The organism is Nissabacter archeti, assembly GCF_018257325.1.
Taxonomy (GTDB): Bacteria; Pseudomonadota; Gammaproteobacteria; order Enterobacterales; family Enterobacteriaceae; genus Chimaeribacter; species Chimaeribacter arupi.
Genome location: NZ_JAERKB010000002.1, coordinates 62,145 through 86,372 on the forward strand (window position 1 = coordinate 62,145; position 24,228 = coordinate 86,372).

Annotated in this window: 24 protein-coding genes; 7 read left to right on the forward strand and 17 right to left on the reverse strand. The window is 59.2% G+C overall.

Features of this window, described 5'->3' with window-relative positions; all coding sequences use genetic code 11:
• The first annotated feature begins 11 nt into the window (after nt 1–11).
• Together gyrB and yidA are read left to right on the forward strand one after the other, a co-directional pair.
• Nucleotides 12–2,426: a DNA topoisomerase (ATP-hydrolyzing) subunit B gene (gyrB, locus tag JK232_RS03100; RefSeq protein ID WP_072927798.1), complete on the forward strand. Its 2,415-nt coding sequence runs from the start codon at nt 12–14 to the stop codon at nt 2,424–2,426.
• Between the two features lie 178 nt (nt 2,427–2,604).
• Nucleotides 2,605–3,420 (forward strand): sugar-phosphatase, encoded by an 816-nt coding sequence (yidA, locus tag JK232_RS03105; RefSeq protein ID WP_072927797.1) that lies wholly within the window; start codon nt 2,605–2,607, stop codon nt 3,418–3,420.
• A gap of 95 nt (nt 3,421–3,515) precedes the next feature.
• On the opposite strand, the gene JK232_RS03110 is transcribed toward yidA, so the two are convergent.
• Nucleotides 3,516–3,722, reverse strand: a complete 207-nt coding sequence (locus JK232_RS03110; protein WP_338086289.1) for a Hok/Gef family protein — start codon at nt 3,720–3,722, stop codon at nt 3,516–3,518.
• Nucleotides 3,723–4,023: 301 nt separating this feature from the next.
• Complete coding sequence (locus JK232_RS03115; protein ID WP_212588815.1) at nt 4,024–4,170, reverse strand: Hok/Gef family protein; 147 nt, start codon at nt 4,168–4,170, stop codon at nt 4,024–4,026.
• Nucleotides 4,171–4,507: 337 nt separating this feature from the next.
• On the opposite strand from JK232_RS03115, the gene JK232_RS03120 reads away from it, so the two are divergent.
• Nucleotides 4,508–5,791 (forward strand): YidR family protein, encoded by a 1,284-nt coding sequence (locus JK232_RS03120; RefSeq protein ID WP_212588862.1) that lies wholly within the window; start codon nt 4,508–4,510, stop codon nt 5,789–5,791.
• Between the two features lie 20 nt (nt 5,792–5,811).
• On the opposite strand, the gene JK232_RS03125 is transcribed toward JK232_RS03120, so the two are convergent.
• Nucleotides 5,812–6,150 carry a YceK/YidQ family lipoprotein gene (locus tag JK232_RS03125; RefSeq protein WP_175558136.1) on the reverse strand — a complete coding sequence of 113 codons (339 nt, stop codon included), beginning with the start codon at nt 6,148–6,150 and terminating at the stop codon, nt 5,812–5,814.
• 326 nt (nt 6,151–6,476) lie between these two features.
• Between JK232_RS03125 and ibpA the strand changes: the two genes are divergently transcribed.
• Both ibpA and ibpB read left to right on the forward strand, forming a co-directional pair.
• Nucleotides 6,477–6,887, forward strand: coding sequence for a small heat shock chaperone IbpA (gene ibpA / locus JK232_RS03130; protein WP_072927791.1), 411 nt, complete (start codon nt 6,477–6,479; stop codon nt 6,885–6,887).
• Between the two features lie 182 nt (nt 6,888–7,069).
• On the forward strand, nt 7,070–7,516 hold the full coding sequence (gene ibpB, locus JK232_RS03135; protein ID WP_072927789.1) for a small heat shock chaperone IbpB: 447 nt from the start codon (nt 7,070–7,072) through the stop codon (nt 7,514–7,516).
• Nucleotides 7,517–7,586: 70 nt separating this feature from the next.
• On the opposite strand, the gene JK232_RS03140 is transcribed toward ibpB, so the two are convergent.
• The 7 genes from JK232_RS03140 to JK232_RS03170 form a co-directional block, all read right to left on the reverse strand.
• Nucleotides 7,587–8,837, reverse strand: coding sequence for a valine--pyruvate transaminase (locus JK232_RS03140; RefSeq protein WP_101827810.1), 1,251 nt, complete (start codon nt 8,835–8,837; stop codon nt 7,587–7,589).
• A gap of 110 nt (nt 8,838–8,947) precedes the next feature.
• The gene (locus JK232_RS03145) at nt 8,948–11,008 is read right to left on the reverse strand and encodes an alpha-amylase (protein ID WP_212588816.1); all 2,061 of its coding nucleotides are present in this window, start codon (nt 11,006–11,008) and stop codon (nt 8,948–8,950) included.
• A 131-nt stretch (nt 11,009–11,139) separates the two neighbouring features.
• Nucleotides 11,140–12,117 carry a glyoxylate/hydroxypyruvate reductase GhrB gene (gene ghrB / locus JK232_RS03150; RefSeq protein WP_072927785.1) on the reverse strand — a complete coding sequence of 326 codons (978 nt, stop codon included), beginning with the start codon at nt 12,115–12,117 and terminating at the stop codon, nt 11,140–11,142.
• 116 nt (nt 12,118–12,233) lie between these two features.
• Nucleotides 12,234–13,502 carry an MFS transporter gene (locus JK232_RS03155; RefSeq protein WP_072927783.1) on the reverse strand — a complete coding sequence of 423 codons (1,269 nt, stop codon included), beginning with the start codon at nt 13,500–13,502 and terminating at the stop codon, nt 12,234–12,236.
• Nucleotides 13,503–13,627: 125 nt separating this feature from the next.
• Nucleotides 13,628–14,563 (reverse strand): sugar kinase, encoded by a 936-nt coding sequence (locus JK232_RS03160; RefSeq protein WP_101835267.1) that lies wholly within the window; start codon nt 14,561–14,563, stop codon nt 13,628–13,630.
• Between the two features lie 23 nt (nt 14,564–14,586).
• Nucleotides 14,587–15,339 carry a sugar phosphate isomerase/epimerase family protein gene (locus tag JK232_RS03165; protein ID WP_072927780.1) on the reverse strand — a complete coding sequence of 251 codons (753 nt, stop codon included), beginning with the start codon at nt 15,337–15,339 and terminating at the stop codon, nt 14,587–14,589.
• Between the two features lie 159 nt (nt 15,340–15,498).
• Nucleotides 15,499–15,753: a helix-turn-helix domain-containing protein gene (locus JK232_RS03170; RefSeq protein WP_072927779.1), complete on the reverse strand. Its 255-nt coding sequence runs from the start codon at nt 15,751–15,753 to the stop codon at nt 15,499–15,501.
• Between the two features lie 101 nt (nt 15,754–15,854).
• Here JK232_RS03170 and JK232_RS03175 point away from each other — a divergent pair, with 101 nt between their 5' ends.
• On the forward strand, nt 15,855–16,100 hold the full coding sequence (locus JK232_RS03175) for a helix-turn-helix domain-containing protein (RefSeq protein ID WP_072927777.1): 246 nt from the start codon (nt 15,855–15,857) through the stop codon (nt 16,098–16,100).
• Nucleotides 16,101–16,103: 3 nt separating this feature from the next.
• Here JK232_RS03175 and JK232_RS03180 read toward each other — a convergent pair whose 3' ends face one another.
• The 7 genes from JK232_RS03180 to JK232_RS03210 form a co-directional block, all read right to left on the reverse strand.
• Nucleotides 16,104–17,129 carry a LacI family DNA-binding transcriptional regulator gene (locus JK232_RS03180; protein ID WP_072927776.1) on the reverse strand — a complete coding sequence of 342 codons (1,026 nt, stop codon included), beginning with the start codon at nt 17,127–17,129 and terminating at the stop codon, nt 16,104–16,106.
• An 80-nt stretch (nt 17,130–17,209) separates the two neighbouring features.
• Nucleotides 17,210–18,484, reverse strand: a complete 1,275-nt coding sequence (locus tag JK232_RS03185; protein WP_101827807.1) for an MFS transporter — start codon at nt 18,482–18,484, stop codon at nt 17,210–17,212.
• A gap of 59 nt (nt 18,485–18,543) precedes the next feature.
• Nucleotides 18,544–20,670: an alpha-galactosidase gene (locus JK232_RS03190; protein WP_212588817.1), complete on the reverse strand. Its 2,127-nt coding sequence runs from the start codon at nt 20,668–20,670 to the stop codon at nt 18,544–18,546.
• Between the two features lie 132 nt (nt 20,671–20,802).
• On the reverse strand, nt 20,803–21,807 hold the full coding sequence (locus JK232_RS03195; RefSeq protein WP_212588818.1) for a LacI family DNA-binding transcriptional regulator: 1,005 nt from the start codon (nt 21,805–21,807) through the stop codon (nt 20,803–20,805).
• Nucleotides 21,808–21,914: 107 nt separating this feature from the next.
• Nucleotides 21,915–22,577, reverse strand: coding sequence for an OmpA family lipoprotein (locus tag JK232_RS03200; RefSeq protein ID WP_072927770.1), 663 nt, complete (start codon nt 22,575–22,577; stop codon nt 21,915–21,917).
• 164 nt (nt 22,578–22,741) lie between these two features.
• Complete coding sequence (locus JK232_RS03205; RefSeq protein WP_072927768.1) at nt 22,742–23,176, reverse strand: N-acetyltransferase; 435 nt, start codon at nt 23,174–23,176, stop codon at nt 22,742–22,744.
• Entirely contained in the window at nt 23,173–23,736 is a 564-nt protein-coding gene (locus JK232_RS03210) for a DNA-3-methyladenine glycosylase I (protein ID WP_072927767.1), read from the reverse strand. The genes JK232_RS03205 and JK232_RS03210 overlap by 4 nt, the downstream gene beginning before the upstream one ends.
• A 181-nt stretch (nt 23,737–23,917) precedes the next feature.
• Between JK232_RS03210 and JK232_RS03215 the strand changes: the two genes are divergently transcribed.
• The gene (locus JK232_RS03215; protein WP_165698478.1) at nt 23,918–24,088 is read left to right on the forward strand and encodes a YgdI/YgdR family lipoprotein; all 171 of its coding nucleotides are present in this window, start codon (nt 23,918–23,920) and stop codon (nt 24,086–24,088) included.
• Nucleotides 24,089–24,228 lie beyond the last annotated feature (140 nt).

Sequence of the window (24,228 nt, forward strand, 5' to 3'; positions counted from 1 at the left end):
GAGAAACGTTGATGTCGAATTCTTATGACTCCTCAAGTATCAAGGTATTAAAAGGGCTGGACGCGGTGCGCAAGCGCCCGGGCATGTATATCGGCGATACCGATGACGGCACCGGTCTGCACCACATGGTATTCGAGGTTGTGGACAACGCTATCGACGAAGCACTCGCGGGCCACTGTAAAGAGATTCAGGTCACTATCCACGCTGATAATTCTGTTTCCGTACAGGATGATGGGCGCGGTATCCCGACCGGTATTCACGAAGAGGAAGGCGTTTCCGCGGCGCAGGTCATCATGACCGTACTGCACGCCGGCGGTAAATTCGACGACAACTCCTATAAGGTGTCCGGCGGCCTGCATGGCGTGGGTGTGTCAGTGGTTAACGCCCTGTCCGAGAAGCTGGAGCTGGTTATCCGCCGTGAAGGGAAAGTGCATGAGCAGACCTACGCGATGGGTGAACCGCAGGGGCCGTTGAAAGTCGTCGGGGAAACCGAGCAGACCGGTACGATGGTGCGCTTCTGGCCGAGCTACGCGACCTTTACCAACCACACCGAATTCCAGTATGACATTCTGGCAAAACGCCTGCGTGAGCTCTCCTTCCTGAACTCCGGCGTGGCGATCCGCCTGAGTGACAAGCGCACGGACAAGGAAGACCACTTCCATTACGAAGGCGGTATCAAGGCGTTTGTTGAGTACCTGAACAAAAACAAAACCCCGATCCATCCGAACGTCTTCTACTTCTCCACCGTAAAAGATGACATCGGCGTGGAAGTGGCGTTGCAGTGGAACGACGGGTTCCAGGAAAACATTTACTGCTTCACCAACAACATCCCGCAGCGTGACGGCGGTACGCACCTGGCCGGCTTCCGTGCCGCGATGACCCGTACCCTGAACAGCTATATGGACAAAGAGGGTTACAGTAAGAAGTCCAAGATCAGCGCCACCGGTGACGATGCGCGTGAAGGGCTGATTGCCGTGGTCTCCGTAAAAGTGCCGGACCCGAAATTCTCTTCCCAGACCAAAGACAAGCTGGTGTCGTCAGAAGTGAAATCCGCGGTTGAGTCGCTGATGAACGAGAAGCTGGTGGACTATCTGATGGAAAACCCGAACGACGCGAAAATCGTCGTCGGCAAAATCATCGATGCAGCCCGTGCGCGTGAAGCGGCGCGTAAAGCCCGTGAAATGACCCGCCGCAAGGGTGCGCTGGATCTGGCCGGCCTGCCGGGCAAACTGGCGGACTGCCAGGAGCGTGACCCGGCGCATTCTGAACTCTACCTGGTGGAGGGTGACTCCGCGGGCGGCTCCGCCAAACAGGGCCGTAACCGTAAAAACCAGGCGATCCTGCCGCTGAAAGGGAAAATCCTGAACGTGGAGAAGGCGCGCTTTGACAAGATGCTCTCTTCCCAGGAAGTCGCCACCCTGATCACCGCCTTAGGCTGCGGCATCGGGCGTGACGAATACAACCCGGACAAGCTGCGCTACCACAGCATCATCATCATGACCGATGCTGACGTCGACGGTTCGCACATCCGTACCCTGCTGCTGACGTTCTTCTACCGTCAGATGCCGGAAATCATCGAGCGTGGCCATGTGTTTATCGCCCAGCCGCCGCTTTACAAGGTGAAAAAAGGCAAGCAGGAACAGTACATCAAAGATGATGAAGCGATGGATCAATACCAGATTTCCATCGCGCTGGACGGTGCTACGCTGCACAGCAACGCCCACGCCCCGGCCCTGGCCGGTGAGGCGCTGGAGAAGCTGGTGGCAGAGCATTACAGCGTCCAGAAACTGATCAACCGCATGGAGCGCCGTTACCCGCGTGCATTACTGAATAACCTGATCTACCAGCCGACGCTGGCAGAAGGTGACCTCAGCGATCAGGCGAAAGTGCAGGCGTGGATGGAGCAACTGGTCAGCGCGCTGAATGAGAAAGAGCAGCACGGCAGCACCTACAATGCCGTGGTACGCGAAAACCGTGAGCGTCAGCTGTTCGAACCGGTGCTGCGCATCCGTACACATGGCGTGGACACCGATTACGAGCTGGACTTCGACTTTATTCATGGCGGCGAATACCGCAAGCTGTGTACGCTGGGCGAGAAATTGCGTGGGCTGATCGAAGAAGATGCCTTCATCGAACGTGGCGAACGCCGTCAGCCGGTGGCCAGTTTTGAACAGGCGCTGGAGTGGCTGGTGAAAGAGTCACGCCGCGGCCTGGCGATCCAACGTTATAAAGGGTTGGGTGAGATGAACCCGGAACAGCTGTGGGAAACCACGATGGACCCGGAAAGCCGCCGTATGCTGCGCGTTACCGTCAAGGATGCGATTGCCGCTGACCAGCTGTTTACCACCCTGATGGGGGATGCCGTGGAACCGCGTCGTGCCTTCATCGAAGAGAACGCCCTGAAAGCCGCCAATATCGATATCTGATTTCTGGCAGCAGTAAGCGATTGTTTTCTGATTGCTTTCCCCATGCGCGAAAAACTAATCCGGCCCAGGTCACTGCGGCCGGATTTTTTTTCAGAAAAACGCGTGCAGCGCTGTTCTATTAATGTGCGCTTAATCACGTTAGCATGACGCACTACCTTTCCCTGACACTGAGGATGCTATGGCTATTGAATTAATCGCAATCGATATGGACGGCACGCTGCTCAACCCGCAGCATGAAGTGACCCCGGCCGTGAAGCAGGCCATAGCTGCCGCCCGTAAACAGGGCGTCCGGGTTGTTCTGGCCACCGGCCGCCCCTACATCGGTGTTGAGCGTTACCTGATGCAACTGAATTTGCAGGAAGAGGGGGAATACTGCATCACCAATAACGGGGCCCTAGTGCAGCGCGCGATTAATGGGGAGTGTGTGGCAGAAGTCACCCTCTCTTTCGATGACTATCTGTTCTTCGAAAACCTGTCGCGTGAGCTGGGCGTGCATTACCACGCGCTGACCCACTCCACGCTCTATACCGCCAACAAAGACATCAGCCGCTATACGGTGTTTGAGGCTAACCTGACCGGTATGCCGTTTAAATACCGCAGTGTCGAGGAGATGGACCGCTCACTCACCTTCCCGAAAGTGATGATGATTGATGAGCCGGAGATTCTGGATGATGCGATCCGCCGTATCCCGGACGAGGTCAAAGCACGCTATACCATCATGAAAAGCGCGGAATACTACCTCGAAATCCTGAATAAGCGCGTCAATAAAGGCGAGGGCGTGAAGGCGCTGGCGCAGACACTCAATATTCCACGTGAAAACATTATGACGCTGGGCGATCAGGAAAATGATATTGCGATGCTGCAATATGCCGGGCTGGGGGTCGCGATGGGCAACGCTATCGATAAAGTGAAAGAATCCGCGCAATATATCACCAAAAACAACACGGAAGACGGTGTCGCGTATGCGATTGAAAAATTCGTGCTGAACGCCTGAAAAAAGCCCGCCGAAGCGGGCTTGTTGAAAGGGTGCAGGGCAGCGATGCGTCGCAACGAAGGGGCGGACACACGCCCGCCCCGGTTGCCTTACCCTCAGGATTCGTAGTCCAGGATGACTGCAACGTCGATATTGTTATTCCTGATCCGCACTTCACAAAGCGAACTGCGCGTTATCCACATAAAAATCAACAACGTGATGCAAATAACGATCACACAAATAACCCCACTTTTTTGCAGCATACTGGCCTCCAATTCCTTGCCTTGCGGCGGGTAAGAGGCTAACCTGATGTTGCTAAGCATACAGATAGGCCTCACTTGATTTACATTGAGTGGGGCCTTTTCTTTGTCTGCGCCGGATGACCCGGAACAGACATGTCCAGGCACCCGCCGCTATCATACGCCTTTCGTGTTTTTGTGTAATACTTTGATTATATAGAATTTATATCATCTTTTTGCTGCAAGTATTCATCAGCCTGATGCGTTCAATCTTTTTCGGCATACATAAAAAAAGCCCGCCGAAGCGGGCTTGTTGAAAGGGTGCAGGGCAGCGATGCGTCGCAACGAAGGGGCGGACACACGCCCGCCCCCGGTTGCCTTACCCTCAGGATTCGTAGTCCAGGATGACTGCAACGTCGATATTGTTATTCCTGATCCGCACTTCACAAAGCGAACTGCGCGTTATCCATATAAATATCAATAGGGTGATACAGATAACGATCACACAAATAACCCCACTTTTTTGCAGCATACTGGCCTCCGATTCCTTGCCTCGCGGCGGGTAAAAGGCTAACCTGATGTTGTTCAAGCATACAGATAGGCCTCACTTAGATTAACGTCGAGTGGGGCCTTTTCTTTGTCTGTGCCGGATTGCCCGGAACAGACATGTCCAGGCACCCGCCGGTAGCATACGCCTTTCTTTTTTCTGCACAACCTTTTGATTATTTAGGATTTTATTTATATATCGTTGCCGATATATTGCATGTGAAACCTATATTTCCTGACAATGCCTCTATCCGGAATCTCCCCTTATCTTGCAGCGCCCGCAGGATCGGTTAACCTGACGCTATACGCGCAACAGGAACACTATCGTGGCAAATGAAACGCAATTGACCTTTGATGACCGCGGCCATCAACTGACCAATATCAATGTCTGGACACCCGACAGCCAGTGGCTGGTGTATGACGTCCGCCCCCATGGCGGGGAGTTTACTGGGCTGACGATTGAACGGGTTAACGTGACGAACGGTAACACGGAGGTTATCTATACCGCGCGTGACGGTGCGCATGTCGGCGTCGTCACAGTCAGCCCGGACGCACCGGCCCGGTACGCCTTTATCCACGGCCCGGAACGACCGGACAGCGAATGGCGTTACGATTTCCACCACCGGCGCGGTGTGATTGTCAGTGAGCCGGATCGCAGCGAAGCCGTCACGCTGGATGCCCTGAGCATCACCGCGCCCTATACGCCCGGCGCATTACGCGGCGGCAGCCATGTGCATGTTTTCAGCCCAGACGGCAGCCGCCTCAGTTTTACCTATAACGATCATGTGCTGCATATGCGCGATCCGGCGCTGGATTTACGCAACGTCGGCATTGCCGTGCCGCTGCATGCGGTTGCCCCGGCAAAACACCACCCGCGCGAGTATGACGGCAGCCACTTTTGTGTGCTGGTGAGCCGCACCACGCCGCAACCCCAGCCCGGCAGCGATGAGATTAGCCGCGCTTACGAGGAGGGGTGGATCGGCCGGGAGGGCTATGTGAAACAGGATGGCCGCCGCCAGCGTTGGGCATTGGCGTTTATCGGCGATACCCGCGCGCCGTCAGGTGAGAAAGTGCCGGAAGTGTTTGTGGTGGATTTGCCGGAGAACGATGCCGACCTGGCCCACGCCGGTGACATTCCGTTGCAGGGCACGGAAACCGCGATGCCGGCCCCGCCGCGTGGGGTAATGCAACGGCGGCTGACCTTTACCACCGGGCGTGCCTTTCCCGGCGTGGTCAGCCAGCCGCGCCATTGGCTGCGGGCATCGCCAGACGGCAGTGAGATTGCGTTTCTGATGAAAGATGCGCAGGGCGTGGTGCAGGTATGGGCTATCTCCCCGAATGGCGGCGAACCGCGCCAGATTACCCACGGCCCGCACCCGATCCAATCGGCGTTCAGCTGGCGGGCAGACGGCAAAAAGCTGGCCCTGATCTGTGATAACAGCGTAATGCTGTGCGATGCCGCCACCGGTGCAATGTCACGGCTGACCGCACGCACTGAGGCGCCGCCGTTGGGTGACGCAGTGGTTATCTCGCCGGACGGCAACCGGGTGGCATTTATGCGTAACCTTGACGGCCGTGCGCAGTTGTTTGTTACCGACGTTCACTGAACAGCAAAAGGCCCCGTCCCTCAGGGTGCCACGGCAACCTGGGTGGCACCGCTGGTCGCCAGGGTTCGGGCTTCGCTCTGGCGAATGCGTTCACGCGGCGAATCGGGGGCTTTGTCCCGCCCGGCGCGGTAGTAGTCATACGGCAGCATCAGCGTGTCGGCGACGGCGCTGAACGGCAGGTCAACGGCCAGCAGCGGCGTCAGCGCCCAACTGGTCTCGTCACTTTTCATCATTTCCACGTTGGCGCGGGTGCCGGGGTAATACCCCTGATCGGCGCCGGTATGGCTCATTACGCTGGAGCAGCCGGCAGTGGCCATCAATGCCCAGCCGGTTGCTATCGGCAATAATGCTGTTCTTATCATAGTAAACCCATCCCATGCTGCGTGCTGGTATGTCTGCTGTGTTGACAGACTTATAGCATTAGTCCGCTCTTGTTGAAGTGCTCACACATAGGCACTGTGGCGGTCGTCTCATTTCAGTGTAAATCATCAGGCAGATTTCGCCGGGTTGTTTTGCGCAGGACAAAAAAAGCGGCAAAAAAAAGTAAAAAAATGATCTTGAAAAGCGTGGCGCTGACACCATTTTATTATTGCGGTAGGAAAAGAGTACGCCGTCAGGGTATTCACACCGCAGCCTGTCCAACCGGAAGGCTTTTTATTCACTCGCTGCCTGTCAGGAGAAGAAAATGCGTAATTATGATCTTGCCCCGTTATACCGTTCCGCCATCGGCTTTGACCGCCTGTTTAATTTGATTGAGTCCGGCCAGAATCAGGGCGGCGGCTACCCACCTTACAACGTTGAGCTGGTGGATGAAAACCATTATCGCATCGCTATTGCGGTCGCCGGTTTTGCTGACAACGAGCTGGATATCACCGCCCATGACAACCTGCTGGTGGTGAAAGGCGCGCGCGCCAACCCGCCGGCGGATCGTACCTATTTATATCAGGGCATTGCCGAACGCAATTTCGAGCGCAAATTCCAGCTGGCAGAACATATTCAGGTAAAAGGCGCCAATCTGGAAAACGGGTTACTGTTTATCGATCTGGAACGTATTGTACCGGAAACCCTGAAACCACGCCGGATCGAAATTAAATAAGCCCCAAAAGGTTTACTTAATATATATGACATAGTGATGACATTGCGGTGAGTTAATTTCATCGTGAATTAATTCACCCTGAAAACCGGGTATCACTGCCCCCTTTTTCCCTTACAGCCTGCCGTCAGGAGGCTGCCCGGTTCGCCGGGAATATTATCTCGCTTCATAGAAGGAGTTTTAGTATGCGTAATTACGATCTGTCCCCTTTACTGCGTCAGTGGATTGGCTTCGACAAACTGGCCAGCTCCATGCAGGGCGGCCCGGATGCCCAGGGCTTCCCGCCCTATAACATCGAAAAAAGCGATGACAACCACTACCGCATTTCGCTGGCGCTGGCCGGCTTCAAACAGGATGAGCTGGATATTGAAGTCGAAGGCCCACGGCTGACCGTGCGCGGCACGCCGACGCCCCCGAAAAAAGAGGTGCAGTACCTGCATCAGGGGCTGATTTGCAAAGAGTTCAGCCTGAGCTTTACGCTGGCTGAGCATATGCAGGTCACGCAGGCGGAGTTCACCAACGGCTTGCTGCACATCGACCTGGTGCGCGAAGTCCCGGCTGAACTTCAGCCGCAGCGCATTGCCATCGGTAACAGCACCAGCCGCCCGGCGCTGGAAAACCAGCAGAGCTGATGCCGCACCGTTGCCGTTAACACGCGCGTAAAAAAAGGGAGAGCCTCTGGCTCTCCCTTTTTTATGGCTATCAGCCTTCTGCGTGGGCGCGCGCCACTTCTTCGGCCAGGATCGCGACACCGCGCTCGATGACCGCCGGGTCCGGCACATAGTTCATGCGCATACACTGGTGGGTATGCGGCCATTCATGCGCCAGGCCGGGGAAGAAGTAGTTGCCCGGCACCATCAGCACCCCGCGCTGCTTCAGGCGCTGGTAGAGGGTTTCGGTGGTGATCGGCAGGTCTTTGAACCAGAGCCAGAGGAAAATCGCCCCTTCCGGTTTATGGATCAGGCAGCGCTCTTCCGGCAGGTAACGGCGCAAAATCTCAATCGTGTGGTGGACACGTTCGAAGTAGAACGGGCGGATCACCTCCTCTGACAGGCGCAGCAGATCGCCGCGCTCAATCATCTCCGTGGCAATCGCCGGGCCGATGCCGCCCGGTGCCAGGCTGATGATGCCGTTCATATTGCTGATGGCGGTGATCACTTTCTCATCGGCGATCACGATGCCGCAGCGCGCGCCGGGCAGGCCGAGTTTCGACAGGCTCATGCAGAGAATGGTATTCGGGTTCCACAACGGCGTGGCCTCACTGAAGATAATGCCGGGGAACGGCACGCCGTAGGCGTTATCAATCAGCAGCGGCACATCGTGCTGTTGCGCCAGCGCATCCAGGCGGATCAGCTCCTCATCGGTCAGCACATTGCCGGTGGGGTTGGTGGGGCGGGAAACGCAAATCACGCCGATGTCATCGGTGATGTTCAGATGATCAAAATCGACGTGGTATTTAAACATGCCGCCCGGCAGCAGTTCGATGGTGGGTTTGGTAGAGACGAACAGGTCTTCATCCAGCCCGGCATCGGCATAACCGAGGTATTCCGGCGCGAGCGGGAACAGCACGCGGCCCATGCTGCCGTCAGCACGGCGACCGGCAAACAGATTAAACAGGTAGAAGAAGGCGCTCTGGCTGCCGTTGGTCAGGGCGATATTTTTCGGGGAGATCTCCCAGCCCAGCTCCTCACGCAACATGCCGGACAGGGCGCGCAGCAGCGCATCCTTGCCCTGGGGGCCGTCATAGTTACACAGCGCCTCATTCAGCTTGCCCTGCGCCAGCATCTCGTCAAACAACTGCTGGAAATAGGTTTGCATCTCCGGGATCTGCGCGGGGTTGCCGCCGCCCAGCATCACCGCGCCCGGCGTACGCAGGCCGTCATTCATATCGCCCATCAGGCGGGTGATGCCGGAGAACCGGGTAAATTTTTCGCCAAAACGTGAAAACTTCATAAAATGCTAATCAGTTGTTATCGGTGTGTGGTGATTCACCTTAACGCTACTGAGAGGCAGGTGCAATCAGTGTCCGGTTTCCACGGTAACAGGCTTTTTCAGGCACCGGTTCAGGGTGCAGGGTTCCCGGCCCAGACCACCAATACCCGGTCGCGGTTCAGGGAGCGGCTGAACGCGAAATAGCGCTGATCGGGCTGCATATGCTGCTGACCGGCACCCACTGCCGGATGCCGCGCCCGGAACTGCGAGATTTTTTGCCAGTGTGCCAGCAATGCCGCGCGTGCAGGCGCCTGTAATTGCGCCCAGTTCATCTCTGAACGGGTGCCCTGAATCGGGTCAGAACCGGTTGCGCCAAACGGGCGGCCACTCTCATCGCCGTAATAGATCTGTACTGCGCCGGGGGCCAGTAACAGCAATTCAGCGGCACGTTGCTGCGCGTGCAGGTCGCCTTTTGCATCCTCATTAAAGAACAGCCGGGTATCGTGGGAAGAGAGGTAACTCAGTACATTGAACTCCTGCAATTTTTCCGCCATCTGCTGATAAACAGGGCCAATCTGTGCGTAACAGCCGAGCGCGCCCGCGGCCTGATCCTGGAAATCGAAATTAATCATTGCGTCAAAACCGTGCTGATAATAGTCACTTTTCAGCACGCCGTGCCCCCAGGCTTCGCCGGTCATCCAGAATGGTGCGTTATCCAGCGCCTGTTGGGGGTGCGCCGCTTTCCACGCTGCCAGCGCAGTGGCGGCCTGTTGCTTAAGCTGTGCCAGTGTGGCTTTGTCCACATGTTTGGCGGTATCGACGCGGAAACCGTCAATGCCGTAGTCACGCACCCATTGGCTCAGCCAGTGGGTCAGGTAGTCACGCGTTGTCGCACCAGGGATCTCACGGGCAGCGGTATCCGGTTTATGCCGGTAGAACACCGGCAGCCCGGCGGCAGCGGCGGACCCGGTTTTAATGTCCGGCAGGAACGCCAGTGACATGGTCTGGTCGTCGTAGCCCGGTGCGTCATAATCACCGATGTCCGTGCGGATCCAGTTTTTACCCCACCAGCTTGCCCAGCCCGCTTTGTCGCCGAAATTGATGTAATCATTGAAACTGTGCCAGGTCTGGCCGGTGCCGGGCGTCCAGTCCGTCCAGTTTTTGCCCAGCAGCCTTTCCCGCTCTGCATCCTTCAGGTAGAGCGTGCCGAAGCCGAACTGTTGCATATCAGCCAGCGTGGCGTAACCGGTGTGGTTCACCACCACATCAAACAGAATGCGGATGCCGCGCCGGTGCGCCTCATCCACCAGCCGTTTCAGGTCATTTTCGTTGCCCATGTTGGCATCGAGCCGCGTCCAGTCGAGCATGTAGTAACCGTGGTAGGCATAGTGCGGGAAATCCCCTTTGGTGCCGCCGCCGACCCAGCCGTGGATCTGCTCCAGCGGCGAGCTGATCCAGAGCGCGTTGATGCCGAGCTGTTGCAGATAGTCGAGTTTTTGCGTCAGCCCGGCCAGATCGCCGCCGTGGAAGGTGCCGATCTCCTGCTTCCCGTCCGGGAGGCGGCCATAGCTGTGATCGTTATCCGGGTTGCCGTTGGCGAAACGATCGGTCAGCACAAAATAGACCGTGGCGTTATGCCAGTTAAACGGCGCAGCGGCCGGGCTGTCGGCCGCCTCCAGCAACAGCAGGCCGCCGCTGCCGGGAGCCGGTTGCAGGGTAATCTGCCCGTCTTTGACCTGCGCCGTCCGGCCGGAATAGGCGTCGCGCACTGTTTCGCCTTCCCGGAACAGCGGGCCGGCCGTGACCGTCAGCGGTTTGCCGTCCCAGCGCGGGCAAACGGCAACCGGCGCGGCAGCCGGGCTTTCGCTCTCTTTTATTGTCAGCCGCAGGGTCGGTGTGCCGCTGCGTGTATCCACCTGCACCTGATACTGCCCGTCACGAAAGCGCCGCCAGGCGGGCGCTGGGGTAGTGCCGCAGGGTTGCAGAGAGAGCGTCTGGTTAAGGCGCACGGCACCGGCGGGCTGCCAGCACTGCTCGTCATGGGTGAACTGTAACGGCTGTTGCCCTTTCTTCAGCGCGGCGCTGCCGGTAAACAGACCGGGCGGCTGCTCAGTGAGCGGGGGAAAGGCGGGCAGGCTCCACTGGGCGAGCGCAGAGAGCGGAAACAGGGCAGCAAAGGCGAGAAATTTCATGGCGATCCATCTTCCTGGTTAACGGGGTCGGAGAGAGCCATGACAGTGTGCGGGTTGTATAGAAATCCGCCTCCTCCCCGGCATGGGGGCGCGGTGGAGGAGGCGGGAGGAGGAGTGACTTTTTCAGCCGCTTACTTCTTCAGCACTTCCGGGTTCACGCAGAATTCTTTGACTTCACCGGTCAGCGCGGCGATCAGGTTATCCACTGCGCAGGCCGCCATGCCGTAGCGGGTTTCATGGGTGGCAGAGCCGATGTGCGGCAACGCCACCACGTTCGGCATTTTCAGCAGCGGCGAGTCTTTCGGCAGCGGCTCCTGCTCGAACACGTCCAGCCCGGCCGCGTGGATCACGCCCTGTTGCAACGCCTCAATCAGCGCCTCTTCATCCACCACCGGGCCACGGCCGGCGTTGACCAGAATAGCGCTGGATTTCATCTTCGCCAGCTGTTCACGGCTGATCATATGGAAGGTTTCATCCGTGTGCGGCAGGCTGATGCAAAGGAAATCGGACTCAGACAGCAGCGTATCGAGATCACAGCGGCGCGCATTGAAGCTGTTTTCCGCCTCGGCGTGCTGGCGGCGGGCGGTGTAGAGGATGGGCATATCAAAGCCGAGGTGGGCGCGTTTTGCCAGCGCCAGGCCGATGCGGCCCATGCCCAGAATACCCATGGTTTTATGGTGCACGTCCACGCCGAACCAGTCCGCGCCGATGCTGCCGTTCCACTCACCGGCTTTGACGCGCTCCGCCGACTCCACTGCCCGGCGGGCTGTCGCCAGCACCAGGGTCATCATGGTGTCGGCCACGGTATCGGTCAGCACGGTAGGGGTGTGCATCAGCGGAATACCACGGCGGGTCAGTTCTTCCACATCGAAATTATCGAAGCCCACCGAGATGGTGGAGACACCGCGCAGGCGCGGGGCATGATCCAGCAGCTCTTTGTCTACTTTACCGTTTGAGCCAATCAGCCCCTCCGCCTGTTGCAGGGCATCCAGGATCTGGGGGCGGGTGGTGCTGTTCATTCCGTTGAATTCAATGACGTTGAAATGCTGGTCAAGGCGCTGGCGCAGATCGGCAGGAAGTTTTTTATACAGGACGATGGATGGCTTCATTGCACACTCCGGGAAATGGGTTGTTGTAGAAGGGATTATTCAAAATAGCACAACCTCCGCGCGGCACGATTGGGCGTTTGCCACAATGTTGCGCGGAGGTTAACAAATTGCGTCAATCAGGCTGCCTGGGCGTGGGGTTGCCTGGGGGCCGGTTTGACCACCAGCGTCAGCAGCACCGACGCCAGCAACGCGATAGCCATAAACATGTAAGACGCCGCCGGGGTGCCCGTGGCCCCGTTCAGGTAGCCGACGAACCAGGAGCCGAAGAAGGAGCCGAGCGCGCCCATACTGTTGATCAGCGCCATCGCGCCGCCCGCCACGTTACGCGGCAGCATCTCCGGGATAATGGCGAAGAACGGGCCATAAGGCGCATACATCGCCGCACCGGCCACCACCAGCAGGCCATACGACACCCAGAAGTGGTTTGCCCCCACCAGATAGGAACCGAGGAATGCCAGCGCGCCAATCAGCAGCAGCGGCCAGACGAACAGCTTACGGTTCTGCATTTTGTCAGAGAGCCAGGAAACCACGATCATCGCCACGGTGGCGGCGAGGTACGGCCCGGCAGAGAGCCAGCCCGCTTCCACCATGCCCATCTCCATGCCGCTGCGCAGGATAGACGGCAGCCACAGCACAAACCCATACACGCCGATGCTCCAGGCGAAATACTGCATACAGAGCAGGATCACATTGCGGGAACGGAACGCCTCGCCGTAGTTACGTACCGCTTTGATGCCTTCCTGCTCTTTCTGCAATTGCGCTTCCAGCGCCGCTTTCTCTTCCGCACTCAGCCAGGTGGCCTGTGACGGTTTGTCTTTTACCAGCACCCACCAGCAGAAAGCCCAGATCACCGCCGGGATGCCCTCGATGATGAACATTTCGCGCCAGCCGAATGCGTGGATCAAATAACCGGACACCACGGACATCCACAGCACCGTAACCGGGTTACCAAGGATCAAGAAGGTATTGGCACGTGAGCGCTCGGACTTGGTGAACCAGTTACTGATGTAGATCAGCATCGCCGGCATCACTGCCGCTTCCACCACACCCAGCACGAAGCGGATGGCCGCCAGCATCGGGATATTGCTCACCACCCCGGTCAGCGAGGCGCAGCCGCCCCAGACGATCAATGACCAGAAGATCAGCTTTTTCACGCTGCGGCGTTCGGCATAAATCGCGCCGGGGATCTGGAAGAAGAAATAGCCGAGGAAGAACAGCGCCCCTAACAGGGAGGAGATGCCCTTGGTGACGCCAAGATCCTCGTTAATGCCGGCGGCCGAGGCAAAGCTGAAGTTAGCGCGATCGAGGTACGCCAGGCTGTAAGTAATAAACACGATCGGCATGATGTACCACCAGCGTTTGGTGGCTATTTTGGCTTCGTTCATGTTCTGGTCCTTTGTCAGGTCAACGCACTCAGCGCACGTCTGTGTAGGGCAGAGGCTGCGATGCTGAGTAAATAGGGTATGTGTTCTGTTATCGGGCGAACTCCCGTACCGGATGCATCACGCGGCTATTCACCGAGGGCGGCGCGGGTCGGCAGGCCTTCGCTGTCCCCGACGGCCTGCACGGCCAGGCTGCCGATTTTATTGCCGCGCCCGACGGCCTGGTGCAGCGATAATCCCTCCAGCAGGGCGCTTATCACCCCGACCGCGAAGCCGTCACCGGCACCCACAGTATCCACGACATTCTCTACACGACAGGCCGGAACAGTGGCCTGTTCGCCGTCGGCACTTTTAAACCAGGCACCGTCAGCCCCCAGTTTAATTACCACGGCTTTTACCCCACGGGACAGGTAAAAATCAGCGATCTCCTCCGGGGTCTGTTTACCGGTCAGGATCTGGCCCTCTTTCAGCCCCGGCAGCACCCAATCCGCCTGGAAAGCCAGCTCATTCAGTGCTTCCACCATTGCCGCCTCGCTGGGCCACAGCACCGGCCGCAGGTTGGGGTCGAAGGAAATCGTTTTACCCATCCGGCGCATCTCTTTGGCCGCATGGCGCGCCAGTGCCAGCGAGCTTTGGGACAGGGCCGCCGCCACGCCGCTCAAATGCAGGTGGCGCGCCGCGCCGAAGTAATCGGCGTTAAAATCTTCCGGCGAGAGGTGGCTGGCCGCCGACCCTTTGCGGAAATACTCCACGGTGGGATCGGTGCCATCCAAGCGTTTGTCTTTTAACTGGAAACCGGTGGGGTAGCGCGCATCCACCGTGACCTGCGCGCTGTTGATCCGCTCTTTTTCCAGCTGCTGCAAGGTATAGCGGCCAAACGAATCATTACCGACCCGGCTGGCCCAGCCGACGTTCAGCCCCAGGCGGGCCAGGCCAATCGCCACGTTCAGTTCTGCGCCGGCAATCCGTTTGGTGAAGTGTTCGGCCCCGGCCAGATCGCCGGGCTGGTCAGCGACGAACATCGCCATCGCTTCACCAAAGGTCACTGCGTCCAGCGGGGTCATTGCATTATTTTCAGTCGTCATCATCACTCCGCGCGAAGCAGGTCAACATAATGGCGGGTAACGGCAATCAGGTCGTCGCCCTCCAGGGGGAATTCAATGCCGCGGGGGGCGTCCATCGGCAGGCGGTTCAGCAGCTCGCGCCACTGGCCGTCGCTGTTGTCCAGCGCCACCGCCTGCCATTTTCCGGCGTGGCGTGTGGCGGCTTTGACGTGCACATAGGTGACGTGATCGGCCAGCGTGTCCGCCGCGCAGTGCGGCGCCTGCCCGACCCAGTGCCAGTTGCCCATATCAAACGTCATGCCCAGCGGCAGGCCGGCGTCTGACGCGGCACGCAAAAAGGCGCTCATCGGCAGCAGGATGCCGCAGTCCGGCGTCTGGTCATTTTCCACCACCAGCCGCACCGGCTGGGCGTCCAATACCTTTTTCAGCACCGACAGATTGGTGCCGGGGCGGTAGTGGCCCAGCGAGAGTTTCATCACCCGCGCGCCCAGTTGCTGTGCTTCCAGAAAGAAGCCCTCCAGCCCGGTATGCAATGCGCCATCCTCGCGGAACAGCGCCTCCGGCACGGAGTAAACACACCCCAGCTGGTGATGGGCGATGGTGTCGCCCAATGCCGGCAGTTCCGTCAGCGACAGGGTGTCAAACAGTTCGCGGCGGATCTCCACGCTGTCGGCCCCGGCTTTGGCAATCACCGGCAACAGCGCCGCCTGGCCGCCCAGCTCACGCACGCGATCGCTGCCGTAAGCGGCGGTTACTACAACAATTTCTCTGGTCATCTCTGTTCCTCATTGGCGGAATGTCCGCCGCACTCAACCCTGATGAACGGTGAACGTTCAAAAACCGGCCGTTGATGTTAATAACACGTTAGATGGAACCGGTTCCACTGAAAAGCGGGGAAATGCTGATTTACGATCGCCGTCACAGAGTTCGTTGAATCAGAGAGAAGGCTTTGCAGGGTTTCTCGGTCGGCGCAATGCCTGTTCACCCTGATAACGGCTGGGCCAGATCACCGCCGGGTGAACCTCCAGCGCTTCGGCTATCAGCCATTCGCCTTTCGGCCACGGGCGTACCAGTGTGTTGGACAGGGTAGACCGCGCCAGCCCGGCCTGGCGGGAAAGGGCGGAGAGATTGGTGCCGCGTTTTTTCAATGCGGCGATGATGTCGGCTGAGTGCCAGTCCTGAGGTTCCATGTGCATTTCCTTTGCCAGATCAGATTGACGAATTATCCGGTTTTGGGATAACCGCGTAAATAGCTGATATTCGATTTTGGGATAAAAGCGAGGCGTCAGGCATGTCATCTATTTATGCGGAAGAATACCAACGGCTCATCAGCCTGTTACGCACGGCAAGGCGTGAGAAAGGGCTGACCCAGCAGCAACTGGCGTCAGCATTAAAGCGCCCGCAATCCTTTATCGCGAAAGTGGAAAATGGCGAAAGACGGTTAGACGTGATCGAATTTGCGCATTTGGCCCATTTGCTTTCGCTTAACCCAGCCGATGTGCTGGGCGCAGTGATGAACCCTATGCCGAAGCCCTGAGCCTCACAGCGACGTCGACCCCCGCACAATCAGTTCGCCGGAAAACGCCTGTTCGCACGGGTCGTCCTGGCAGCCCTGAATACGTTTCACTACCTGCTCAAGCGCAGCGTAACCCATTTCATACGTCGGTTGTTTGAACGTCGTGATGCCGACGCCCGCCAGCTCTGCCCACTCCAGCTCATCAAAGCCCAGCAGGCCGATGTCACTGCCCCAGCGGATGCCGAGGCGGCGCATAGCGCGGGCTATATGTAACGTCAGTGCACCATTTGCCGAGAGCACCGCTTTGCGGCGGCCACGGTTGCTGCGGCTGAAATCGCTGAGCACGGCATCGAGCTGCGCGCTGTCCGTCAGCAGCACTTCCGCGCTCCGGGCCTGTAAATCAGGGTAGGCCTGCATGGTGGCGCGGTAAGCGTCCAGCCGCTCCAGCCGCGTATTCACGGTGCCTACCGGCTCACTCAGGAACAGAATCGCCTCGAAGCCCTGATCGATCAGGTGGTGGGTGGCGAGCGTCGCCGCTTCGCGGTTATTCAGCCCCACCACATCACAGGTGAAGTCAGGGATTTTGCGGTCAATCAGCACCATCGGCAGCAGCGATTGTTGCAGCATCGACAGCGCCTCTTCACGCATCCCCACTGCGTTCACCACAATGCCCTCTACCTGATAGCTGCTCAGCAGTTGCAGGTAGTGCTGCTCCTGGTTGATCTCATTGTTAGTGTTACACACCAGCAGGGTAAAGCCCTGACGGCGGCAGGCGGCTTCGACCCCGCGCATCACGTCAACGGAGTAGGGGTTGGTAATGTCAGCAATGATCAGGCCGATAAGCCGGGTCTGGCCGCCTTTCAGGCTGCGCGCCATCTGGCTCGGCCGGTAATTGAGTGAATGAATTGCCGTCTCGATGCGCTGTTTCAGGTCATCGGAGAGCAGGTTCTGTTCGCCGTTAAGATAACGCGACACGCTGGTCTTACCGGTATTTGCCGCTCTGGCGACATCGCTGATGGTTGCGCGCCCCGCACCCTTACTTCTGTTCACTGCATATCCTCCTGGCTAACTGACACCGGAGACTACCATACTGCAGCGGCTGCCGAATATACGGCAGCCGCTTTTGGCTGCTATGAGGCGGCGCGGCCGGGCAGGGCATCCGTGTCCGGCAGGCTTTTCGGGCGGCTGCTGAGGGTAAAGGCGGAAATCACCGTCACGCTCAGCGCAATGCCGCCGAGAATGAAATAAGTGTCACTGAAGCCGATGCGGTCATACATTGATCCGGCGAATGCAGAGAGGAAAATCGCCGCCAGCTGTTTCGAGAAGCAAAAGCCAATCAAGTAGATAGAGGCGGAGAAGCGGGTGTCAAAAATGGCGGTAATGTATTTGAAGGCCCCCACCAGCAGGAACGGCACTTCCAGCGCGTGCAGCATTTTCAGCACGATCACCTCTGCGGCACTGGTGGCAAATGCCGAGCCGATAATCCGCACGGACATAATGGTGCCCGCGACCAGCAACGTATTTTTTGCGCCGATGCGGTTAATGATCCACGGCGAGCAGAACATGATCAGCGCGTTGGCCAACTCACCGGCCGTGGTGACAAAGCCGAACACCTCGGTGCCGTGCTGCGGGGAGGTAAAGAACGTCTTGAAGAAGTTGGCGAACTGCTGGTCAAACACGTCATACACGCAGGCCACCCCAATGATGTAGAAGATAAACAGCCACAGCGCGCGCATCCGGAACAGCTCGCCGACCTGTTTCAGGCTGAACTGCCGGGCATTCGCCCCCAGGGCATTCACCACCACGGCATTACGGTTCTCCTGGGGTTTGGCAATCAGCAACAGCAGCATCAGCAACACCGCCGCGCCGGAGCCCATCCAGAACACGATGTCCGGGTTGATGCTGAACATGATCCCGGCGGTGGAGGCGCACAACCCCCAGCCAAAACAGCCGAACATCCGCGCTTTGCCATATTCGAAGTGGCTGTTACGGCTTACCCGTTCGATATAGGCTTCGGTGGCCCCGGAGCCGCCGGCGAACACGAAGCCGATGTACGCCCCGCCGCACAGCGCGCCCAGCAGCACGTTAAAGCGCAGCAGCGGCGCGAACACATAGAGGAAGAACGGCGCAAAGAAGAACAGCAGCACCGCGATCACCCATAACAGGTGTTTTTTCAGGCCGAGCTTGTCAGAAATGAGGCCGAATATGGGCTGGAACACAATGGCAAACAGCGACATGCTGGCAAACACCACGCCGGTCTCGGTTTTGCTCAGGCCAATGACATCTGCCAGCCAGATCGGCAGGAACGGGTAGCAGGTTGCCATAATGAAGAAATAGAGGAAAAAGAAAGCGCCGAAAATCCAGAAGTTCCTGTTGTTTTTGTAAGTACAGACGGGTGAATTCATAAGGTTTTTCCTTGCACGGCCTGTCATAAAAAGCCGGGCGTTTGCCCGGCCTGATCGGGTTAACAGCGTTCAATGCCCAACAGCAGGGCGCTTTCCGGGTCAAGTACCGGCAGCGCCAGCCCGGCCTGGGCCAGCCAGCTGCCGCCGGCCTCCACCGGTGCGCTGAGCCAGCCGGGCAGCACCCGCATCACATGGCCGCCCTGTTCTTCGGCTATCACCGGCGGGGCGTCCAGCACGGTCACACGGTAGCGGGCATCCGGCAGCAATCCCGGAATACGCAACCGCCCCGGCATCGAGTACGTGGGCATCGCCAGCTGGGCCACGCAGAAAATCGCCCGGTCGCGCGCCGGGCTTATCACCCCGTGCGCCAGTGTGGCCGGGTCAGGGTGATCAAGCCGGACGCTGTCGCCGCTGTGCAGCAGGTCGCGCCACTGGCGGTGCAACTGAATATAGTGCGCAAAGGCGTGTTGTTCCTGCTCACCGGCGTTGGCCGGGTCGAGTTCAATCCCCATATGGCCGAACAGCGCGGTCAGGCCGCGGAACTGGATGTCGTGGCGGCGGTAGGTCGCATGGCAGCGATCGGCGCCAATATGCGACCCCATCACCTCGGGCGGGAAGAAGTAGCTCATGCCGCGCTGGATGCGCTGGCGCTCCAGGGCATCATTGTTGTCAGACGTCCAGAAACGGTGGCTGCGCTTGAGCACTTCATAGTCGATGCGGCCGCCGCCGGAGGCGCAGGCCTCAAACTCCACCTGCGGGAAGCGCGCCATCAGCGTATCCAGCAACCGGTAATACTGTGTGGTTTGCGCGGTCGCCGCTGCCCGCCCTTCATGCCCCGGCTGCACGACCTCGCGGTTCATATCCCACTTCACATACTGGATATCATGCTCGCCCAGCAGCCAGCTCATGCGCGTGAGCAGGTAATCAAACACCGCCGGGTTGCTTAAATCGAGCACGTACTGGAAGCGCCCCGGCGGCTGCTGATAGCCCGGCAGCGCCAGCAGCCACTCCGGGTGCGCGCGGTAGAGATCGGAGTCCGGGTTAATCATCTCCGGCTCGACCCAGATGCCGAACTCCATACCCAGCTGGTGAACGTGCTCAATCACCGGTGCCAGGCCATTGGGGTATTTTTTCTCATCCAGATACCAGTCGCCCAGTGCGGCGCGGTCATGGTCGCGCCCCCGGAACCAGCCGTCATCAATGATGAAGCGCTCAACGCCAAGCGTGGCGGCCTGGGTGGCCATCGCCATGATGTAGCTGGGGTCGTGGTCAAAATAGATCCCTTCCCAGGTATTGAGGTGCACCGGGCGCGGGCGGGCGCTGGGGAAGCGCAGGATCTGGCTGCGGACATGGCGATGGAACTGCTGGCTCATCAGGTTCATACCCGTGCTGCTGTAGCTGGCGTAGAGCCACGGCGTGCTGAGGCTCTGCTGCGCGCCGAGGCTCTGCTCACCGGCAAAATAGAGCGCTTCGGCCTGCACCTGGCGGCGGCCGTCGGTTTTCACATCGGCGCGCAGGCGATGGTTGCCGCTCCAGCCCAGGTGCACGCCCCAGACCTCGCCCTGTTGCTCTGAAAAGCCGGGCTGGCCGAGGATCATGCCGGGAAAATATTCATGGGAGGTGCGGCCGCGGCGGTTCTCCTGCACCACGCCGCCATGCGACAGGTGGGTGCGGTGTGGCTGGAACTCACGTACCCAGCGGCCGTGGAAGCCCATCACCTCTGCCGCCTGTTCCGGCAGCGGCAGGGTCACGGCGAGGCGGCCGACCTGATAAGGCTGCGTATGCAGGTTGGTCAGGGTATTGCGCACGCGCAGTACGCCGCTTTGTGCATCCAGGTGCACTTCACTGGTGAAACGCAGGGCGGCCTGCTGATCCTCACCGGTGATCACCACGCCGTTGTCCTGTTGCTCGACCCGGCAGGTGGTAAACACCGGTGACCAGTCCAGCCCGTCACGGTGCCCCTCCACACCCGGTGAACCAAACAGCCCGCGGCCATTCTCTGCCGCCAGGGTCAGCGGCACATCCACATCCAGCCGCCCATTCGGCACCGGGCGGCTCAGGGTCGCGATATCTTCAGCATTGAAAGCCGGCAGGTGCGGCCCCCAGTAGAGAATTTCAGCCACCGGGGTGCAACGGATCACGACATCCGTGGCAGGGCTGGTCAGGCGGCAAATTGGGTTATCCATGACAAAACTCCGTGAAAAAGCGTGAATCAGCACGGTAAGCATTGATCCGAAACGTTTCGGATGGATAGAAAAAGGTGTGGGATGTGTGATCAGGATAAAAAATTATCGGGAAAGCGGCGGAAAGCGTGACGGTTAACGCAGGGGATGGGAGCTGATGCCGGGCTGTAAGGCAGGCTGCCAGAGTACCTGCAAGCTACTGACCGGCTCGCCGCGGATCAGCGCCAGCGTCATTTCCGCGATCTGCCGCCCGACCGCTTCGCGTGTCGCCTGGGTCACGGCAGTGATCGGCAGGTCAATCAGGCTGTCAGGCGGCAGGCCGTCATAGATCACCAGCGAAACCTGGCCGCTCTCCAGCAGCCCCGCCTCATGCAGCGCCATCACCGCGCCTTCGCCGTGCATATTGTTGTCGGTGATCAGGGCCGTGGGCGGTTGCGGCAGGGCCAGCAGCGCGCGCGTCGCCTGGTAACCGGCGCGGCGGGTCGGCAAAATCCGGCCAAGATACGCCGGCGGCAGCGGCAATCCGTTCCTCTGCATACCGTCCAGAAAGCCCTGGCGGCGCTGGCCGACAAACGTCTGCGGGCTGGTTTCCCCCAGATAGGCGATGCGCTGGTGGCCGAGCGCGACCAGGTGGTTCACCGCCAGCAGCGTACCGGCATGGTTATCGAAATCGAACCAGGCGTAAGGCTGGGTAAGCCGGCTGCGGCCGAGCGCCAGAAAAGGGAAACCGATCTGTTGCAGCACCTGGAGGCGCGGGTCGTCCGGCTGGGTGTGCGCCACCAGCAGCGCATCCACCCGTTTGCTTTCAATCAGCCGCGCTATGCCTGCGGGTTCCTGCTCCTCGGCCACCAGCAGCAGATCGATCTCCTGGCGCGCCAGTTCATGGCTGATGCTCCCTACCATCTCGATGAACGCCGAGTTGTTCAACGGGCGCGGTTCGAACGGAAACAGCAACCCCACGGCATCGATCTTGCCCATTTTCAGGCGGCGCGCCAGCGTGTTGGGGCGGTAACCCATGCGCTGGGCAGCGGCATCCACCCGCTGTTTGGTGGCGGGGGCCACATCGTCATAGCCGTTCAGCGCCCGGCTGACGGTGGTGACGGAGAGGCCCAGCTCACGGGCCAGCGCTTTCAGTGACATAGGAGATTCCACGCGGCAGGGAAGACGCAGCGAGAGTAGCACAGAGTGGGGGCAGAGCGGAGAGGCCCGGCGCACGGCACCGGGCTTTGTTCGTCACGGAAAAGCGTTTATTGCAGCGGGCTGAGGGTGATCTCAACGCGGCGGTTCTGCGCTTTGCCTTCTGCGGTGCTGTTGGAGGCGATCGGGTTGTCCGGGCCGGCACCGCTGGTGCGGATGCGCGCGGCTGAAACGCCCTGGGTGATCAGCGCACTGGCGACGCTGTCTGCACGCTGCTGGGAGAGCGTCATGTTGTGTGCACGCGCGCCGCTGCTGTCGGTATAGCCGATCACATTGACGGCGGTTTTCTCATACTCTTTCAGTACCATCGCCACGCCGGACAGGGTATTGGCCCCGGCCGGTTTCAGGTTGCTGGCGTCGGTATCAAAGGTGACGTTATTCGGCATATTCAGCACGATGTTGTCGCCTTCGCGGGTCACGCTGACGCCGGTGCCCTGCATTTTCTGGCGCAGTTTGGTTTCCTGCACGTCCATGTAGTAGCCTGCGCCGCCGCCCAGGGCTGCCCCGGCTGCCGCGCCGATCAGGGCGCCCTTGCCGCGGTCTTTTTTGGAGGAGGAGAGCACCCCGACGCCTGCGCCCAGTGCGGCCCCCAGCCCGGCACCGATGCCGGCTTTCCCGGCTTCACGCTCACCGGTGTAAGGGTTGGTGGTACAGCCCGCCAGGGCCAGTGACAGGCTAAGCGCGCCGGCCACAATCAGCGTACGTTTTTTCATTGTCGATCCTTTGTAACAAGTCAGCATGGTGAAGAGTGCCCTCACCTAATTAATCAAGCACAGGTCATTATCTTTTGAGTTGCCGGGCCAACCGCGCGGCAGAGGGGCATTATGACCGGGAAAACTAAGAAAAGTGCTAGAGATAATTCTCAAAATGTTACGGGTCAGGGCTGCGCTTTCCACGCCATGATCAGCGTCATCGCGTGGGTGTCGCGGTGGCGCAGTTTCCGCTGCGGCACAAACCCCCATTTGCGGTAAAAGGCCACCGCCCGGTGGTTGCGCATATAGACTTCCAGGCTGAGCAGGGGAAAGCGCTGCTGCACCCAGGCCATCAGGCCATCCGCCACACCGGTGCCGAAGCGTGCAGGTGCCACAAACAGCGCGCCGACAAAACGGCCGTCCATCACGCTGATAAACCCGGCCAGCCCGCCGTCGCGCTCATCCACCCAGGTATCGGCACGCGGCAGATAGGCTTCGCGCACCAGCGGCGCACTTTCATGCCAATAGCGCGCCTCAATAAACGGGTGCCCGGCGATGGTGCTCGCCAGCCACAGCGCCATCAGCGGCTCCATATCCGCCGGCCGGAACGCCCGGATCATACCGTGGCCTGCTCCGGGCAACAGAAACAGTCCGCCTGATGATCGTTCACCAGGCCGCACGCCTGCATAAAGGCGTAACAGATGGTCGGGCCGACAAAGGTAAAGCCACGTTTCTTCAACGCCTTAGAGAGCGCCTCCGACGCGGCAGTTTTGGCCGGGATCGCCGCGCCCTGCGGGCGGTTCAGCTGCGGCTGGTGGTCAACAAACCCCCAGATAAAGCGGGTGAAATCTTCGCCCGCTTCCGCCATGGCCAGCCAGGCGCGCGCATTGATAATGATCGCCTCCAGCTTGCGGCGGTGGCGGATAAGCCCGGCGTCCTGCATCAGCCTGTCGACATCCGCAGGCTTCATCGCCGCCACGTTGTGCGGGTCAAAATCATGAAAACATTCGCGGTAATGGGCACGTTTTCTCAGCACCGTGATCCAGGAAAGCCCGGCCTGCTGCCCTTCCAGGCAGAGCATCTCAAACAGCACGCGGCTGTCGTGCTGCGGCACGCCCCACTCATGATCGTGATAGTCGATATACAGCGGGTCAGCGCTGACCCAGCGACAACGCAACATAACGGTTTCCCTCTCTCCCGGACGGGCAATAACGGCGTATACCGAATCATAGCGCGGCGGCCGGGGTGCGTCCTGGATGAATGCAAAGGAAAATCAGCCGGTAAGGTGGCGATTCCTTGTCTATGCTTTAGTTTTCACGTTTTCAGAAAGACCTTTATTCCCTTTACAACGAGGTGGTTATATGAAAAAGCTGTCAACGCTCCTGCTGGTGGTCACCGCATTAACGTCACTGGCGGGCTGTTCACACCAGAGCAGCGCCGTCAAAGAGGATGGCCGCCCGCACGCGCCGAGTGGCCAGGCATCGCCGGGCGGCACGCTGGGCGCCGGGCCGGTAGGCCAGCCGCAATCGTAATCTTGCCCGCCCCGGCCGCCGTGCCGGGGTTTTTTATGCCCTCTTTTCCCCAACCTGTGCGACCTCCTGCATTTTTTCAATCAGATACCTTGACGCCCGTCAGAAGCGAACAATAGTTATACTTGCATTGTGCAAAATTA

What these genes read in the sequence shown, in the direction of transcription:
- JK232_RS03210 (WP_072927767.1), bottom strand. Translation starts at nt 23,736, where the DNA reads ATGTTGCGTTGTCGCTGGGTCAGCGCTGACCCGCTGTATATCGACTAT.
- JK232_RS03170 (WP_072927779.1), bottom strand. Translation starts at nt 15,753, where the DNA reads ATGGAACCTCAGGACTGGCACTCAGCCGACATCATCGCCGCATTGAAA.
- JK232_RS03195 (WP_212588818.1), bottom strand. Translation starts at nt 21,807, where the DNA reads ATGTCACTGAAAGCGCTGGCCCGTGAGCTGGGCCTCTCCGTCACCACC.
- ibpA (WP_072927791.1), top strand. Translation starts at nt 6,477, where the DNA reads ATGCGTAATTATGATCTTGCCCCGTTATACCGTTCCGCCATCGGCTTT.
- JK232_RS03160 (WP_101835267.1), bottom strand. Translation starts at nt 14,563, where the DNA reads ATGACCCCGCTGGACGCAGTGACCTTTGGTGAAGCGATGGCGATGTTC.
- JK232_RS03145 (WP_212588816.1), bottom strand. Translation starts at nt 11,008, where the DNA reads ATGAAATTTCTCGCCTTTGCTGCCCTGTTTCCGCTCTCTGCGCTCGCC.
- JK232_RS03205 (WP_072927768.1), bottom strand. Translation starts at nt 23,176, where the DNA reads ATGATCCGGGCGTTCCGGCCGGCGGATATGGAGCCGCTGATGGCGCTG.
- JK232_RS03215 (WP_165698478.1), top strand. Translation starts at nt 23,918, where the DNA reads ATGAAAAAGCTGTCAACGCTCCTGCTGGTGGTCACCGCATTAACGTCA.
- JK232_RS03165 (WP_072927780.1), bottom strand. Translation starts at nt 15,339, where the DNA reads ATGACCAGAGAAATTGTTGTAGTAACCGCCGCTTACGGCAGCGATCGC.
- yidA (WP_072927797.1), top strand. Translation starts at nt 2,605, where the DNA reads ATGGCTATTGAATTAATCGCAATCGATATGGACGGCACGCTGCTCAAC.
- ibpB (WP_072927789.1), top strand. Translation starts at nt 7,070, where the DNA reads ATGCGTAATTACGATCTGTCCCCTTTACTGCGTCAGTGGATTGGCTTC.
- JK232_RS03110 (WP_338086289.1), bottom strand. Translation starts at nt 3,722, where the DNA reads ATGCTTAGCAACATCAGGTTAGCCTCTTACCCGCCGCAAGGCAAGGAA.
- JK232_RS03175 (WP_072927777.1), top strand. Translation starts at nt 15,855, where the DNA reads ATGTCATCTATTTATGCGGAAGAATACCAACGGCTCATCAGCCTGTTA.
- JK232_RS03115 (WP_212588815.1), bottom strand. Translation starts at nt 4,170, where the DNA reads ATGCTGCAAAAAAGTGGGGTTATTTGTGTGATCGTTATCTGTATCACC.
- gyrB (WP_072927798.1), top strand. Translation starts at nt 12, where the DNA reads ATGTCGAATTCTTATGACTCCTCAAGTATCAAGGTATTAAAAGGGCTG.
- JK232_RS03155 (WP_072927783.1), bottom strand. Translation starts at nt 13,502, where the DNA reads ATGAACGAAGCCAAAATAGCCACCAAACGCTGGTGGTACATCATGCCG.
- JK232_RS03140 (WP_101827810.1), bottom strand. Translation starts at nt 8,837, where the DNA reads ATGAAGTTTTCACGTTTTGGCGAAAAATTTACCCGGTTCTCCGGCATC.
- JK232_RS03185 (WP_101827807.1), bottom strand. Translation starts at nt 18,484, where the DNA reads ATGAATTCACCCGTCTGTACTTACAAAAACAACAGGAACTTCTGGATT.
- JK232_RS03190 (WP_212588817.1), bottom strand. Translation starts at nt 20,670, where the DNA reads ATGGATAACCCAATTTGCCGCCTGACCAGCCCTGCCACGGATGTCGTG.
- ghrB (WP_072927785.1), bottom strand. Translation starts at nt 12,117, where the DNA reads ATGAAGCCATCCATCGTCCTGTATAAAAAACTTCCTGCCGATCTGCGC.
- JK232_RS03200 (WP_072927770.1), bottom strand. Translation starts at nt 22,577, where the DNA reads ATGAAAAAACGTACGCTGATTGTGGCCGGCGCGCTTAGCCTGTCACTG.